Consider the following 14,693-nt stretch of genomic DNA (forward strand, 5'->3'; position numbering starts at 1 on the left):
CGGCGCTAGGCTGTAGACGATCCGGCGACGGCACAGGTCAGCACCCGCCCTGCGCCTCGCCGCCCCCGTCGACGAGGAGCGACCGCCTTGCCCGAGCAGTCCCCCGGGTACCGACCCACCCTGGAAGCCGTCGCGGCGCGAGCGGGGGTCTCCCGGGCCACCGCCTCGCGGGTCGTGAACGGGGGCGACGGGGTCCGTAAACCGCTGGTCGACAAGGTGCTCCGGGCGGTCGACGAGCTCGGCTACGTCCCCAACCACGCGGCCCGGACGCTGGTGACGCGGCGCACCGGCGCGGTGGCCGTCGTCATCGCGGAGCCGGAGGTGCGGATCTTCTCGGACCCCTTCTTCTCCCAGCAGATCCGGGGCATCAGCAAGGAGCTGACCGCCCACGACACCCAGCTCGTGCTGCTGCTGGTGGAGGGGCCGGGGGACTTCGACCGGATCACCCGGTACCTGTCCGGCGGGCACGTGGACGGTGCGCTCGCCTTCTCGCTGCACACCGACGACCCGCTGCCCGCGATCACGCGCCGAGCGGGGATTCCGACCGTGTTCGGGGGCCGGCCCGGCTGGACCACCGACCCCGGCGAACGGGCCGTTCCGTACGTCGACGCCGACAACCGGGGCGGAGCCCGGGTCGCCGTGCAGTACCTGCGGGACCTCGGGCGGGAGAGGATCGCGCACATCGGCGGGCCGCCCGACCAGACCTCGGCGATGGACCGCCTGGACGGCTACCGGGACGTACTGCTGGACATGGATCCGACGCTCGTCGCCGAGGGCGCCTTCACCGTGGAGAGCGGGGCGCGGGCGATGGCGGAGCTGCTGGACCGGCGACCCGACCTGGACGCGGTGTTCGTCGCGAACGACCTGATGGCCTCGGGGGCGCTACGGGTCCTGCGGGATCGCGGGATCGCGGTGCCCGGGCAGGTGGCGGTCGTCGGGTTCGACGACATGGACCCGGTGGCCAAGGAGACCGACCCGCCGCTGACCACCGTCAGCCAGGACATCGAGGGCCAGGGGCGGTTGATGGCGAAGCTGCTGCTGCGCAGCCTCGACCGTACGGGGAACGGCACGGCACCGGACTCGGTGATCACCCCGACCATGCTGGTCCGGCGGGCCTCGGCCTGAGCCTCCGGCGTACGCGTACGGCGGGTCTCCGCCCCCGAGGAGCCGGAAACCCGCCGCACCGATCGCGTCCCTACGCCTGGCAGTGGACTACGCGTAGGGGATCCTCAGCACCGCCGCGTCCGTGCCCGTCTGCACCTGCGACGTGCTGCTGCCCAACGCGTTCCAGATTTCCAGGCGGACGGTGCCGTTCTTGAGTTCGCCCAGGCTGCCGGTGACGGCCTGCGCGCCGACCGCCTGCGTGTACTCCTCCCAGCCCGCGACCGGGTCGGTCGCGAAGTAGCGGAAGGTTTCGGTGCGGTCGAAGGTGCCGTCACCGGTCAGGTCGTAGCTCACGCGGACCTGCGGGGCGAGCCCGACCGTGGTGCCGGCGTCCACCCGGAGGCGGAACGTGGTGGCGGCTCCGGCGGCGAGCTTGCCGTTGACCTGCTTCACCTCGTAGACGTTCGGCCGGTACGGGGTGCCGTCCCGGTTGACGCCGTCGGCCGAGGCGAGGGTGTCCGTGCCGGCCGGATCGGTGGTGGCGGTGGTGAGGACGCCGCCGGTCTTGAGGCGGAAGGTGTTGCCGGTGGACGGGCCCGGCTCCTCCGGGTCCGGGTCCGGGTCTCCGCCGCCGGCGCCGGTGCCGGTGGCCGTCGAACGGGCCGGTACGGAAAGGGTCTTGCCGTCGGAGAAGGTCACCGTGCGCGGGGTGGAGCCGTGGTTGTGCGCGGTGTAGGTACGGGTTCCGTTCTTGGTGAAGACGGCGGAGGTGGGCAGGTCCCCACTGACCGTCATGTCCGGCGCGCCCACGGTGGCGAGGGTGGTGATCCAGTGGTAGGCGTGCGCCTTGGAATCACCCTGTTCGGGGGTGTAATTGCCGTTCGCGGCGTCCCACTTGGCCTTCGCGGAAGCCGGATCGGTCAGCGCCTCGAACTCCCAGAGCAGGTCGCGCCACTCCTGGGCCGGGCCGCCGTTCTCGCGCTCCATCTCGGCGATGTTCCGCGTGATGGCGGCCTTCTCACGGGCCACGTGGAGCGAACCTCCGGTCACGGGAAGGACGTTGATCCCGTGGATCTCCTCCGGATTGGCGGTCCACCAGGTGGAGTACGCGGCGCCGCTGCCCCAGACCATGCCGACCGTGCCGTACTTGTACGAGGCCGGGAAGACCTGCTCGTTCGCGTCGAACCAGTACTGGGTGATCGCCTCGGACTCCGTCGTCAGCAGGTAGCTGCCGAGGTCGCGGAGCGAGGTGTCGCCGGTCGCCGCGCCCCAGAGCACGAGACCGGCGCTGAGGTTGACGGACTCCGAGGAGGACTCCTGGTTGTTGCCCGCCGCGAAGCCCTGGTGGCCGGAGGCCCAGCTGTGGCCCGCGTACACGTCGAAGCCGCGCAGGAAGGGGTAGGCCGAGTCGGTGCGGCTCGGGTTGGCCGTGTCGCGGATCAGGTGCTTGATCATCGTGCCCCAGGCCGAGTCGGCCGCCCAGGCCTGGTCGTACTGGGCGATGATCGCCGCCGCGTAGACGTAGTAGCTGTAGTGGAAGTGATGGTCGTTGAGTTCGGTGTCGCTGCCGTAGGACGCCGGGTATCCCGTGAGGGTCTTCCAGTCCTTGTCGTAGCTGAACTCGCTCGCCCCGCCGGCCGTGAACCACTCCTGGAGCCGGCCCTTCATCAGGCCGAGGAGCTTGTCGCGCGTCGCGGTCTGGCCGATCTGGTCGGCCACGGGCACCAGTTGGGCGAGCCGGCCGAGCGCCTTGCCGGTCCAGTAGGTGTCGGCGGCACCGGAGAACGGGTCGGCCGCGTTGGCGACCTCGTTGAGATAGCCGGTCAGCCGGGCCCGGTCGACGCCGCTGGAGGCGGGCAGGGCGGGCAGCACGCCGTTGTTCTTCTGGCTGGTGGTGAAGGAGGCGGACTCGCGCACCTTCATGGTGCCGCGCGGTGAGACGTACGTGTACGGGGTCAGCACGTCGGTGGTGTGCAGCCACTGGTGGCGGTAGAGGGCCTGGAGCGTGCCGCGTTCGGTGCCCTCCTTGGCCTCGGTGGTCAGGGTGTAGGTCGCCCGGACGGCGCCGCCGGTGCTCTGCCAGGCCACCTGGGAGCCGGTGACGAAGCTGAAGGCGTACTTGCGGTAGGTCGCGAGCGCGTCCGTGGAGGGCAGGACGGCGAGCGAGAAGTAGTCCTTGCCCGCGAGTCCGGCGGTGATCGTGGTGCCGGACACGTTCCAGTCGGCGCCGGTCGGGGCGAACAGGGCGTAGTGGTGGCCCGCGACCGTGATGCCGAGGACGTTGCCGTTGTCCGCGAAGACCGTGGGCGTGGAGGCGGTCGTGATGCGGGCGTCGCCGCCGGAGCCCTTGGCGTACACGAACGGCATGCCGTGGCCGATGGTGGCCCGGAAGGTGCGGGAGCCGTCCGCCCAGTACGGGGTGACCGTCCAGTCCGACCAGGCGTCGGCCTTGGTGTCGGGAGAGTTCAGGCCGGTGAGGCCGACGGTGAGATCGGCCTTGTGGGCGTACTCGTACTGCCGTCCGTCACCGACGATCGCGGGCGTGGTCGGGTAGCCGACCTCCAGGCCGGAGGCCTTGGCCTGGTACGTGAGGGGGTGGCCGTACATGGGCGTGGAGTACGGGTTGTCGCCGTAGCGCTGGTAGGCGAGCGAGGTCCACCAGTCGTTGGTCGGAACCGGCTTGTCCCGGGCGGCGGCGGTGAGTTTGGGGGTGACGGGGGCGCCGGTGTTCGTCGTGGGTCCGGACGTGCCGGCGGGTCGGGTGTCGGTGTAACTGCCGGAACCCGCGGGGATGGTGGCGGCCGCCGCGGGGAAGGCGGCGGGGCCCAGGCCGACGGCGGCCAGGGCGATGGCCAGGAACGTCGCCGCGGCAGGTCTGGAGAGTGAGGTTCGCACGAAACAGCACCTCGATCACGTGGGGGGAAGAGCGCGTTCGAGAGCGCTCTCAAGTGCCATGGAACGTAAATCTCCTGAAACCTAAGTGTCAAGAGAGCCAGCGAAGCGGGCAGTTGGGGGTAACGCCAAGCTGTTATGCGTTCGAGTATTGACGGGGAGCGGGCAGTGGGAGACGCTCCAGACGCACGCACTGAGAGCGCTCTCAAAGCGCTCGGTTCATCCCGAAGTCAAGGGAGGCTTCCCATGCCCATCGCCCGAGCCGCCAAGAGAGCCACAGCCCGCCTCGGCGCGGTCGTCCTCGCCGGGGCCCTCCTCGCCGCCTGTGGGTCCGGCTCCTCTCCGGACGCCTCCGACGGCGCGGGCGGAAAGGTCACCCTCACGGTCGACCTCTTCGGATCCTTCGGGTTCAAGGAGGCCGGGCTCTACGAGGAGTACCAGCAGCTCCACCCCAACGTGACGGTCAAGCAGAGCGACACCCAGGACGAGGCGGACTACTGGAAGTCGCTCCAGACCCGGCTCGCGGGCGGCGGCGGTCTCGCGGACGTGCAGGGCGTCGAGGTGGGCCGGATCGCCTCGGTCACCCAGCAGCAGTCCGACAAGTTCCATGACCTGAAGGCGTTCGGGGCCGACAAGCTCAAGGGCCAGTTCGCCGAGGCCAAGTGGTCGGCGGCGACCACGAAGGACGGCAAGATCCTGGGTCTCGGCACGGACGTGGGCCCCGAGGCCATGTGCTACCGCACGGACCTCTTCCAGCAGGCCGGTCTCCCCACCGACCGCGAGGAGCTCGCGAAGAAGTGGTCCACGTGGGAGGGCTACCTGGAGTTGGGCAAGGAGTACAAGAAGAAGGCACCCGCCCAGAGCGCCTGGCTGGACAGCATCGGATCCCTCTACGGGATCATGATCGGCCAGGAGAAGGAGCGGTACTACAACGCCTCCGGCGAGATGATCTACGAGAAGAACCCGGCGGTCAGAACGGCCTGGGACACCTCCGTGAAGGCGGCCGAGGCCGGCCTGAGCGCCAAGCTCGACCAGTGGTCGCCGCAGTGGAACCAGGCCTTCGCCGCCGGTTCGTTCGCCACCATCCCGTGCCCGGCCTGGATGCTCGGCTACGTCAAGGCCCAGGCCGGTGCCGCGGGCCAGGGCAAGTGGGACATCGCCAAGCTGCCCGGCGGCGCGGGCAACTGGGGCGGCTCGTACCTCTCGATCCCCCGTGCGGCCAAGCACAAGGAGGAGGCGTACAAACTGATCGAGTGGCTCACCGCACCCGAGCAGCAGGCGAAGGTGTTCCAGAAGCAGGGCAACTTCCCGTCCTCGACGGGCGCGATCGCGAAGATCGCGGACGCCAAGGACCCGTACTTCTCGGGCGCCCCGATCGGCCGGATCTTCGGTGACGCGGCCAAGGAGTCCCCGGTCCAGGTCCTGGGCGTACACGACCAGAACGTCATGCAGCAGCTGACGAACGCGCTGGGCGAGGTCGAGCGCAAGGGAGTCTCGTCGGACACGGCGTGGGAGACGGCGAAGAAGGGCGTGGCGAACGTGACCGGCTGACACCGGCCGCGGGGCGGCCACTGACGGTGGCGGCCGTGGACCGGCCGCACCCGCACCCCCGGCGCCCTCCTGCACACCCGTCGCCCTCCCGTTCTCGCTCCCGCTCCCGGCACCCCTCCCTCCACGATCCCGAAGGGCCGCATCGTGTCCCCCACTTCCACCGCGAAGGCCGGTCCCCGCCCGGCCGGCGCCGGACCCGGACCCGGAACCCGAACCGGACCCGGGACCGACCCGGACGTCGGCCCGGCGGCCGCTCTCCGGCGCAGCTGGCGCAAGGCCTCCCCGTACGCCTACGTCGCCCCCTTCTTCACCCTGTTCCTCGCCTTCGGTCTCTTCCCGCTCCTCTACACGGCGTTCGTCTCCCTCTACCGCGTCGAGCTCCAGACGAGCGGCGAGATGGAATGGCGGGGCATCGCCAACTACACCGCGCTCTTCGCCGACGACTACTTCTGGATCTCGCTGCGCAACACCTTCACCATCGGCGTGCTGTCCACAGTGCCGCAGCTCGCGATGGCTCTGGGCCTGGCCCACTTGCTCAACTACAAGCTGCGCGGCCGGACCTTCATCAGGACCGCGGTCCTGCTCCCCTACGCGACGTCCGTCGCCGCCGCCACGCTCGTCTTCGCACAGCTCTTCGGCCGCGACTTCGGGCTGATCAACTACGTGATCGGGCTCGTCGGCTTCGACCCGGTGGACTGGCAGACGGGCACGGTCGCCTCGCAGATCGCCGTATCGTCGATCGTGATCTGGCGCTGGACCGGCTACAACGCGCTGATCTACCTGGCGGGCATGCAGTCGATCCCGCACGAGCTGTACGAGGCCGCGGAGATCGACGGGGCGTCGCGCTGGCGCCAGTTCCTCCACGTGACCCTTCCCGGTCTGCGGCCGACCATCGTCTTCACGGTGATCGTTTCGACGATCGGTGCGACCCAGCTCTTCGGTGAGCCACTGCTGTTCGAGGGGTCGATGTCCGGCGGAATCTCACACCAGTACCAGACCCTCGGCCTGTACATGTACGAGCAGGGCTGGGGCTTCTTCCACCTGGGGCGGGCCGCGGCCATCGCCTGGGTGATGTTCGTCCTGATCGTGGTGCTGGTCGGGGTCAACGCCCTGATCGCGCGCCGCCGAGCACGCAAGGAGGCCGGCCGATGACCGCGCTCGCCCCACCGCCGACCGCGCCCGAGAAGCGCCGCCCTCCGCGGGAGCAGCCCGGCAAGCGCTCCTGGCTCCGCAAGGGCGACGGGGCCGGGAGGACGATGACGGGCGGCTGGATCAGCTACCTCATCCTCGGAATCGCGCTGCTGATCTCGGCGTTCCCCTTCTACTGGACGATCGTCGCGGCCAGCCGGTCCCAGGCGGACCTGGCGCAGGTGCCGCCGAGCCTGCTGCCCGGCCCGAACCTGATCAAGAACTTCGAAGCCGTCCTCGAAGAGGCCGACATCGGCAAGGCGCTCCTGAACTCGCTGATCGTCTCCGGCTCCATCACCGTGGGCACGGTGCTCTCCTGCACCCTGGCCGGCTTCGCCTTCGCCAAGCTGAGGTTCCGGGGCCGGGGCGCCCTGCTGGCCTTGACGATCGGGACGATGATGATCCCGCCGCAGCTCGGCGTGATTCCGCTGTTCATGCTGATCGCCGAACTCCACTGGGTGAACCAGCTCCAGGCGGTGATCCTGCCGGGTCTGGTGTCGGCGTTCGGGGTGTTCTTCATGCGCCAGTACCTGATCCAGTCGCTGCCGGACGAGCTGATCGAGGCGGCCCGCGTGGACGGGGCCTCCACGGCCCGCATCTTCTGGTCGATCGTGATCCCGATCGCGCGGCCGGGGATGGCGGTGCTCGGGATGCTCACGTTCATGACCGCCTGGAACGACTTCTTCTGGCCGGTCATCGCGCTGTCCTCACAGGAGCCGACCGTGCAGGTCGCGCTGCGGCAGCTCGGCGGCGGCTACGTCAACGACCAGTCGGTCATCATGGCCGGCACGCTGCTCGGCACCCTGCCGGTGCTGCTCGTCTTCGGCCTGCTGGGCCGGCAGATCGTCGGCGGCATCATGCAGGGAGCGGTGAAGGGCTGACGCGTTGCCGCCTCGCGGCGACCGGCGAGAGATCGGCCCCACCAGCCCCATGTGATCCCCCCTCCTCCTACCTCCTGGAGTGTCCGTCTCATGACCGCTGTCGATGCCCGCCCGGCGACCTCCACGGGCACCCGCCCCGAGACCGGGACGGGGCTCCGCTTCCCCACCGGATTCCGTTGGGGCACGGCCACCGCCGCCTACCAGATCGAGGGGGCGGCCACCGAGGGCGGCCGGACGCCGTCCATCTGGGACACCTTCAGCCGTACGCCCGGCAAGGTCCGCAACGGTGACACCGGTGACATCGCCGCCGACCACCTGCACCGGATGCCGGACGACGTGAAGCTGATGAAGGAGCTCGGCGTCACGGACTACCGCTTCTCCGTCTCCTGGCCCCGGGTCCAGCCGACGGGGCGGGGGCCGGCCGTGGAGCGGGGCCTGGACTTCTACCGCCGCCTGGTCGACGAGCTGCTGGCGAACGGCATCAGGCCGGTCGCGACCCTCTACCACTGGGACCTCCCGCAGGAGCTGGAGGACGCGGGCGGCTGGCCGGAGCGGGACACCGCACACCGGTTCGCGGAGTACGCGGGCCTGGTGGCCCGGGCGCTGGGCGACCGGGTGCCCACCTGGACGACGTTGAACGAGCCCTGGTGCGGGGCGTTCCTCGGGTACGGCAACGGGGTCCACGCCCCCGGCCGCACCAGTGACCTCGCCGCGCTGCGCGCGGCCCACCACTTCAACCTGGCGCACGGCGGCGCGGCCCGCGTCCTGCGCGACCGCCTCCCGGCCACCGCCGAGATCTCCCTGACCCTGAACCTCCACGCCCTGCGCCCGCTGACGGACACGGCGGCGGACCGGGACGCGGTGCGCCGGATCGACACGGTGGCGAACCGGATCTTCATGGACCCGGTCTTCCACGGGCGGCTGCCGCAGGACCTGGTGGCGGACACGGCGGGGGTGACGGACTGGTCGTTCGTCCGGGACGGCGACCTGGAGATCACGTCCACCCCGATCGACTCGCTGGGCATCAACTACTACTCCCCCAGCGTGGTTTCGGCGGGCTCCTCCCCCTCCCCCGCCCCCTGGGCGGGCGCCGAGAAGCATGTGGCGTTCACCCCGGCGGCGGGCCCGCGCACGGCGATGGACTGGCCGGTGGACGCGAACGGCCTGTACGAGCTGCTGACCCGGCTGCGCGACGAACTCCCGCACCTGCCGCTCCTGGTGACGGAGAACGGGGCGGCGTACGACGACTACGCCGACCCGGAGGGGCAGGTCCACGACCCGGAGCGGGTGGCGTACCTCGACGCACATCTGACGGCCGTGCACCGGGCGATCGAGGACGGCGTGGACGTACGCGGCTACTTCCTGTGGAGCCTGCTGGACAACTTCGAGTGGGCGTACGGCTACAGCAAGCGCTTCGGCATCGTCCACGTGGACTTCGCGTCCCAGCGCCGGACGGTGAAGGACAGCGCGCGCTGGTACGCGGAGGTGATCGCGCGGGGCGGGCTGGCGCGGGACTGAGCGGGTTCTCTCCCACCCGACGGCCCGGGGAACATCCCGGGGCCGCCGGGCAGGGCCGTCGGACGGGGCCGTCGGGCAGCTGCCCGCGTCGTACGCTCGGGCCGTGCACGAATACGAGATCAAACTCAAAGCCATCGCCGCGCTCACCGCCCTGCGCGCGGACGTCGGCGAAGGCCTCGCCTCCGACCTGCTCGCCGAAGTGACCCCCACTCACTTCCTGGTGCCGGCGGGCGCGGACCCCGAAGAAGTCGGCGGCGCCGTGCTCGATCAGCTCTCCGAGCCGCTGAGCGCCCTGGTCAACGGGTTCATCGCCGCCTTCGCGGCCGTCGCCTACGCGTACGACGAAACCGGCGCGGAGCCCGGAACCGACGCGATCCTTCAGGAACTCGCCCTTCGCCTCGCCCGCGGGGACGGTCGGCAGTCGCCCTGACACCGCCGACTTCTTTGTCGGCATGCCGCGTTTCGGCTCGCACACCGGCACCCTGTGGGCGACGGTGGACCTGCTCTGCTGCATTCGTGTTCCGAGGAGAACCTTCATGAACTGGACGCTCGAAGTGGTGCTGGTCCCCGTCACCGACATGGACCGGTCGAAGGAGTTCTACGCGGACAAGGTCGGCTTCACGGTCGATCTCGACACCGAGGTCGCACCCGGGATCCGCATCATCCAGCTGACCCCGCCCGGCTCACGCTGTTCGATCGCGCTGGAGCACGGGATGCCCCCGGCGCCCGGTGCGCGCCAGATGGCTCCGGGCACGCTGCAAGGCGTGCAGTTGTGCGTCACCGATATCGAGGCCGCACGAAAGGAGCTGACGGAGCGCGGTGTGGAGGTGTCGCCGGTGCGGCACGTCGGCGAGAAGGGCTGGGAGGACGGCAAGGGCGACACCTGGAACTCCTTCCTGACCTTCACCGACCCGGACGGCAACGGCTGGGTGGTCCAGGAAGCGCCCTCGGAGCTGTCGGAACGCTGACGGCTCCGAAGGCCTCCTCTCGCTGTCAGGCCCAGGGGTCGAGGGCCAGTTTGCCGGTGGTCTTGCGGGATTCGAGGTGCCGGAGCACGTCCGGGCCGTCCGCCAGGGGGTGGACTTCCGGGGTGCCCGGCGCGTAGACGCCCTCGCCGATCAGGGAGTGCAGCTCCGTGAGGAGGCCGGCGTACACCTGCGGTGCCTCGGTGGCCATCGCCCCGATGTGGAGGCCCTTGATCTGGACCCGGTGGGTGAACAGCAGGTCGCGGGTGGAGATGTCGGTGTGCCCCGAGGCGGCGCCGAAGACGACGACGGAGCCGGTCACGGGACGGGTGACGGCGAGGGTGTCGCGGAAGGTGGCCTGGCCGACCGATTCCAGGGCGATGTCGACGCCCTCGGGGGCCAGCGCGAGAACTTCCTTCGCGAGGTCGGGATGGTCGGAGTCGAGGACGTGGTCGGCCCCGAGCGCGAGGACGGTCCCGTGCTTCGAGGGGGAGGCGGTCGCGATGACACGGGCCCCGTAGTGGCGGGCGAGCCGGACGGCGGCCTGGCCGACCCCGCCCGCCGCCGCGTGGATCAGTACGGTCTCGCCCCGCTCGACGTTGCCCAGCGGCTTCAGGGCGGCCAGGGCGGTCGCCCAGTTCAGCACCAGGCCGAGGGATTCGGCGTCGCTCCAGCCGTCGGGGACGGGCAGGGCGCCCGCCGCCGGCAGGGTCGTGTACTGGGCGAAGGCGCCGTAGCCCATGCCGACGACGTGCGTGCCCACCGGCAGCGGATCGTCGACCCCGGGGCCCACGGCGACGATCTCACCGGCGGCTTCGATGCCCGCCGTGTACGGCGCGGCCGGGCCGCCCTCGTACGTGCCGTGGGACTGCATGACATCGGCGAAGTTGACCCCCGCCGCGCCCACGCGGATCAGGTAGGTGCCGTGGCCGGCGACCGGGAGGGGAAGGTCGAGGGTCAGGATCAGGTCCTTCGGACCCTTCAGGGACTGCTGTACGAGAGCCTGCGCCAAGGGTGTGTTCGTGGTCATGTGGGGGACCGTAAAAGCCTCCCGTAAGCGGGAAGGTCAAGCCCCGCTCCGCGCAGCGCCCAGGAAGGCGTCCAAGGCCGACTGCTGGGCGACCAGGGAGGCGACCCGTTCGGCGAGCCGGTCCCGGTAGCCCTCCACCTCGGCGAGGAACTCGGCACAGACCCGGTTGGGGCTGGTGGAGGGGGTGACGTAGGGCAGGACTTCCTTGATGAGCCGCACGGGCAGGCCGGACTCCACCAGGAAACGGATCACGCGGACACGGTCCAGTACGTCGGCGGAGTACAGCCGGTACCCGTTCGCGCAGCGTTCCGGGGTGATCAGCCCCTCCTCCTCGTAGTGCCTGAGGGCTCGGGCGCTGGCCCCGCTGGCCTTCGCGGCTTCGCTGATCTTCAAAGCGTCCATGGGAGGGCCAACGCACCGGCGGGGCACCGGTGTTCCGGTACCGCCGGACTACCGCCGGACCGGCATCGTCCGGGCCCCCGGCCTGACGGCTACGCGCCGGCGTTCCCCTCGAGGTGGGCGAGCGCCGCGTCGGCCCCTTCGGCGAAGAACACCAGGTCGGTCAGGGGCACGGGGAGGAAGCCCTCTTCCTCCATGCGCCGGAACTGCTCCTTGAGGCCGTTGTAGAACCCCGCCGTGTTGAGGATCACCACCGGCTTCGTGGTCTTCCCGTGCTTCTTGAGCTCGAGGATCTCGGTCGCCTCGTCCAGCGTCCCGGTCCCGCCGACCAGGATGGCGACCGCGTCGGCCTTGGCCAAGAGCAGCGCCTTGCGTTCGGCGAGGTCGCGCGCGATCACCATTTCGTCGGCGTTCTTACGGGCCTTCGCCGCGAGGAAGTCGACCGAGACGCCGACGAGTCGCCCGCCCGCCGCCTGGACTCCGTCCGCAACCACCTTCATCAGGCCGCTCTCGGAACCGCCCCACACCAGCGTGTGACCGCCCCTGCCGAGGAGCTCGGCGAACTCCCGGGCCGGGAGCGTGTAGCGCTCGTCGAGTTCGGCGGCCGAGAGGAAGACGCAAATGTTCATGCCCCGACAGTACGAGGCGAGGTGCCGGCTCTCGGGCACGGGGCGGTGAGCGGACCGGACCGGGCCGACTGGGCCCGGTCCGGTCCGGAGGATGGACTCAGGCCGTGACCGGCAGGTCGACGGCCGGGAAATCGACTTCGGTGCGGGCCACCGAGTTGAAGTAGTTCGTGAAGATGTTCAGGGCGACGGCCCCGATGATCTCGCCGATCTCCCCGTCACCGTAACCCGCGGCGCGCACGGCCTCGAGGTCGGCGTCGGAGACGAAGCCCTTGGTGCGCAGCACGGATCGGGCGAACAGCAGGGCGGCCGCGGCCTTGGGGTCCGAGGCGTGTGCGTGGCCGCCGACGGCGAGGTCCTCGGCGGAGACGCCTGCGCGGGCACCGAGGACGTGGTGGGCCGCGTAGCAGTAGTCGCACGCGTTCTCGGCCGCCGCGACCAGGGCGATCTGCTCCCGGAGCGAGCCGGGCAGCAGCCCCTTGGACAGGGCGCCCCCGAAGGACAGGTAGCCGTCCAGGACGGCCGGCGAGGCCGCCATCGCCCGCATCATGTTCGGCGTCACGCCGAGCGCACGCTCCACCTTGTCCAGCAGGCCCTTGGCCGCGGGCTCGGCGTGGGCGGGATCGACGGTGGTCAGACGAGAAGGCATGGGTGTCTCCAGTTCCGGTGTTTCCAGAGGATCGTTAGGACTCCTACGAACTCCTTGAACATAGCTTCGCCCCCGCACGCCGCACAAGGGGTATCGTCAGGAGTCCAAAGGAACTCTCAGGAGGTGCTGTCCGTGCCGACCGCCGACCCAGCCGACACCGAAGGTCCGGCGGCGCCGCAGCTGCCGCCCGATCTGGCGGCGCAGGAGCTGCCCGGCAGGCCCGGAGACCCGTCCGACCTGGACCGGCGCCTCGCCTCGGCGCTCGAACGGGCGGGCCACGCGCTGCGCACGCTGATCTGGACCCAGGCCACCGCGCACGGGCTCAGCCCCATCCAGGTCCAACTCCTCCTACGCCTCGGGGTCGAGCCTCCCGAGCGGCGCCGAGTCGGCACGCTCGCCGCCGAGTTCGACCTCTCCGCCGCCACCGTCAGCGAGGCGCTGTCGGCGTTGCGCCGCAAGGGCCTCGTCGAGAAGCAACCCGTCGCCGGCGACAAGCGCGGCCATGTCATGGCACCGACCGAGGCGGGCCTCGCCGCGGCCGCCGCCCTCGCCCACTGGCCCGACCCCGTCACCACCCACCTGGCGACCCTGCCCACCGAGGACAAGGGGGGCGCCCTGCGCCTGATCCTCGATCTGGTCGGCCACCTCGCCGACACCGGCGTCCTGTCCGTCGCCCGGACCTGCACCACCTGCCGTTTCTTCCGGCGTGACGAGCACGACGATTCCCGGCGCCCGCACCACTGCGCCCTGCTGGACGCCCCCATCGGCGACCCGGACCTGCGCGTGGACTGCGCCGAACACCAGCCGGCCCAGGTCCCCTAGGGCATGCGGCTGCCGGACCCTTCCGCCCGGAAGGCCCGTCGGTAGGCGGCGGGTGTGGTGCGCAGGGCCTCGTGGAAGCGTCGGCGCAGGTTGACGGCCGAGGAGAGGCCGACCCGGTGCGCGATGGTTTCCACCGGCAGGTCGGTCTCCTCCAGCAGGGCCCGGGTGGCGGCGATCCGCCGGTCCAGCAGCCAGCGTCCGGGGCTGATCCCCAGCTGCTCGGTGAAGCGCCGGGTCAGCGTGCGGGCCGACACCTGGGCGTGGACCGCCATCTCCGCGACGCTGACCGGCTGGTCCAGCCGTCCGGTCAGCCATTCCAGCAGCGGGGCCAGCGAGTCCGCGACCGGTCCGGACGTGGGGAGTTCGGCGTACTGCAGCTGGCAGCCCTCGCGGTGCGGGGGCATCACCATCTGGCGGGCGATGCGCATGGCGTACGCGGCGCCTTGGTCGGTGCGCACCAGGTGCAGGCAGAGGTCCACCCCGGCCGCCGATCCGGCGCTGGTCGCGACGTCGCCGTGGTCCACGTACAGGACGGCGGGGTCGACCCGGACCCTGGGGAACCGGGCGGCCAGTTCGCGGGCTTGGGCCCAGTGGGTGGCGGCCCGCCGGTCGTCGAGCAGTCCGGCGGCAGCGAGCACGAAGGCGCCCGAGCAGATGCCGACGACGCGCGCGCCGCGGGCGTGCGCCCGGCGGACCGCCGCGATCAGCGTCGTCGACACCTCGGTGCCGACGGGCTGGTGCCAGCCGGGGATCAGTACGGTGTCCGCGCGCTCCAGGGCGTCCAGGCCCGTCGTGACCAGGAGGTCGTATCCGGCCTGGGTGCGTACCGGTCCGGGGTGCTCGGTGCAGACCTCGAACGCGTAGCGGGAGGGGATGGCCGGGCTGTGGTCGGCGAACACCTCGTTCGCACAGGCCAGCGGGAAGGTCGACTGGAGGGGCTGGAGCACGGCCACGACCCGGTGGAGCACCGGGGAGTTCGGCGGCGTACGCGGTGTCATGGCGCGAAAGTACCCCATCGTGTCGGTCAGGACACTGGAGCGGCCGATTGGTCTAGTCCAGCATCGTGCT

Annotated in this window: 14 protein-coding genes; 8 read left to right on the forward strand and 6 right to left on the reverse strand. The window is 70.9% G+C overall.

All coding sequences use genetic code 11. The features are described 5' to 3' along the window. Window positions 1-87 precede the first annotated feature (87 nt). Complete coding sequence (locus tag ACFRU2_RS40195; RefSeq protein ID WP_382981283.1) at window positions 88-1,125, forward strand: LacI family DNA-binding transcriptional regulator; 1,038 nt, start codon at window positions 88-90, stop codon at window positions 1,123-1,125. Between the two features lie 87 nt (window positions 1,126-1,212). On the opposite strand, the gene ACFRU2_RS40200 is transcribed toward ACFRU2_RS40195, so the two are convergent. After that, window positions 1,213-3,999, reverse strand: a complete 2,787-nt coding sequence (locus tag ACFRU2_RS40200) for a glycosyl hydrolase (RefSeq protein WP_382981284.1) — start codon at window positions 3,997-3,999, stop codon at window positions 1,213-1,215. 243 nt (window positions 4,000-4,242) lie between these two features. Here ACFRU2_RS40200 and ACFRU2_RS40205 point away from each other — a divergent pair, with 243 nt between their 5' ends. The 6 genes from ACFRU2_RS40205 (at window position 4,243) to ACFRU2_RS40230 (ending at window position 10,102) form a co-directional block, all read left to right on the forward strand. Beyond that, a complete protein-coding gene (locus ACFRU2_RS40205) occupies window positions 4,243-5,547 on the forward strand; it encodes an ABC transporter substrate-binding protein (protein WP_382981285.1) in 1,305 nt (434 codons plus the stop codon). A 144-nt stretch (window positions 5,548-5,691) separates the two neighbouring features. After that, on the forward strand, window positions 5,692-6,699 hold the full coding sequence (locus ACFRU2_RS40210) for a carbohydrate ABC transporter permease (RefSeq protein WP_382981286.1): 1,008 nt from the start codon (window positions 5,692-5,694) through the stop codon (window positions 6,697-6,699). Then, on the forward strand, window positions 6,696-7,616 hold the full coding sequence (locus ACFRU2_RS40215) for a carbohydrate ABC transporter permease (RefSeq protein WP_382981287.1): 921 nt from the start codon (window positions 6,696-6,698) through the stop codon (window positions 7,614-7,616). The genes ACFRU2_RS40210 and ACFRU2_RS40215 overlap by 4 nt, the downstream gene beginning before the upstream one ends. Before the next feature lie 90 nt (window positions 7,617-7,706). Beyond that, window positions 7,707-9,134, forward strand: a complete 1,428-nt coding sequence (locus tag ACFRU2_RS40220; RefSeq protein ID WP_382981288.1) for a GH1 family beta-glucosidase — start codon at window positions 7,707-7,709, stop codon at window positions 9,132-9,134. A 103-nt stretch (window positions 9,135-9,237) separates the two neighbouring features. After that, on the forward strand, window positions 9,238-9,564 hold the full coding sequence (locus ACFRU2_RS40225) for a hypothetical protein (protein WP_382981289.1): 327 nt from the start codon (window positions 9,238-9,240) through the stop codon (window positions 9,562-9,564). A 106-nt stretch (window positions 9,565-9,670) separates the two neighbouring features. Continuing rightward, window positions 9,671-10,102 carry a VOC family protein gene (locus ACFRU2_RS40230; protein WP_382981290.1) on the forward strand — a complete coding sequence of 144 codons (432 nt, stop codon included), beginning with the start codon at window positions 9,671-9,673 and terminating at the stop codon, window positions 10,100-10,102. Between the two features lie 25 nt (window positions 10,103-10,127). On the opposite strand, the gene ACFRU2_RS40235 is transcribed toward ACFRU2_RS40230, so the two are convergent. The 4 genes from ACFRU2_RS40235 to ACFRU2_RS40250 all read right to left on the reverse strand — a co-directional run bounded on the left by ACFRU2_RS40235 (window position 10,128) and on the right by ACFRU2_RS40250 (window position 12,803). Continuing rightward, entirely contained in the window at window positions 10,128-11,129 is a 1,002-nt protein-coding gene (locus ACFRU2_RS40235; RefSeq protein WP_382981291.1) for a zinc-binding dehydrogenase, read from the reverse strand. Between the two features lie 36 nt (window positions 11,130-11,165). Next, window positions 11,166-11,522: a MerR family transcriptional regulator gene (locus ACFRU2_RS40240; RefSeq protein WP_382981292.1), complete on the reverse strand. Its 357-nt coding sequence runs from the start codon at window positions 11,520-11,522 to the stop codon at window positions 11,166-11,168. Window positions 11,523-11,620: 98 nt separating this feature from the next. Continuing rightward, window positions 11,621-12,157 carry a TIGR00730 family Rossman fold protein gene (locus tag ACFRU2_RS40245; protein WP_382981293.1) on the reverse strand — a complete coding sequence of 179 codons (537 nt, stop codon included), beginning with the start codon at window positions 12,155-12,157 and terminating at the stop codon, window positions 11,621-11,623. A gap of 97 nt (window positions 12,158-12,254) precedes the next feature. Next, the gene (locus ACFRU2_RS40250; RefSeq protein WP_382981294.1) at window positions 12,255-12,803 is read right to left on the reverse strand and encodes a carboxymuconolactone decarboxylase family protein; all 549 of its coding nucleotides are present in this window, start codon (window positions 12,801-12,803) and stop codon (window positions 12,255-12,257) included. A 132-nt stretch (window positions 12,804-12,935) separates the two neighbouring features. Between ACFRU2_RS40250 and ACFRU2_RS40255 the strand changes: the two genes are divergently transcribed. Next, window positions 12,936-13,625 (forward strand): MarR family winged helix-turn-helix transcriptional regulator, encoded by a 690-nt coding sequence (locus ACFRU2_RS40255; protein ID WP_382981295.1) that lies wholly within the window; start codon window positions 12,936-12,938, stop codon window positions 13,623-13,625. Here the strand turns inward: ACFRU2_RS40255 and ACFRU2_RS40260 are convergent. Beyond that, window positions 13,622-14,623 carry a GlxA family transcriptional regulator gene (locus ACFRU2_RS40260; protein WP_382981296.1) on the reverse strand — a complete coding sequence of 334 codons (1,002 nt, stop codon included), beginning with the start codon at window positions 14,621-14,623 and terminating at the stop codon, window positions 13,622-13,624. The two genes, ACFRU2_RS40255 and ACFRU2_RS40260, sit on opposite strands and share 4 nt — an antisense overlap. Window positions 14,624-14,693: the final 70 nt, after the last annotated feature.

This window comes from Streptomyces sp. NPDC056883, from assembly GCF_042788835.1.
GTDB classification, from domain to species: domain Bacteria; phylum Actinomycetota; class Actinomycetes; order Streptomycetales; family Streptomycetaceae; genus Streptomyces; species Streptomyces stoeckheimensis.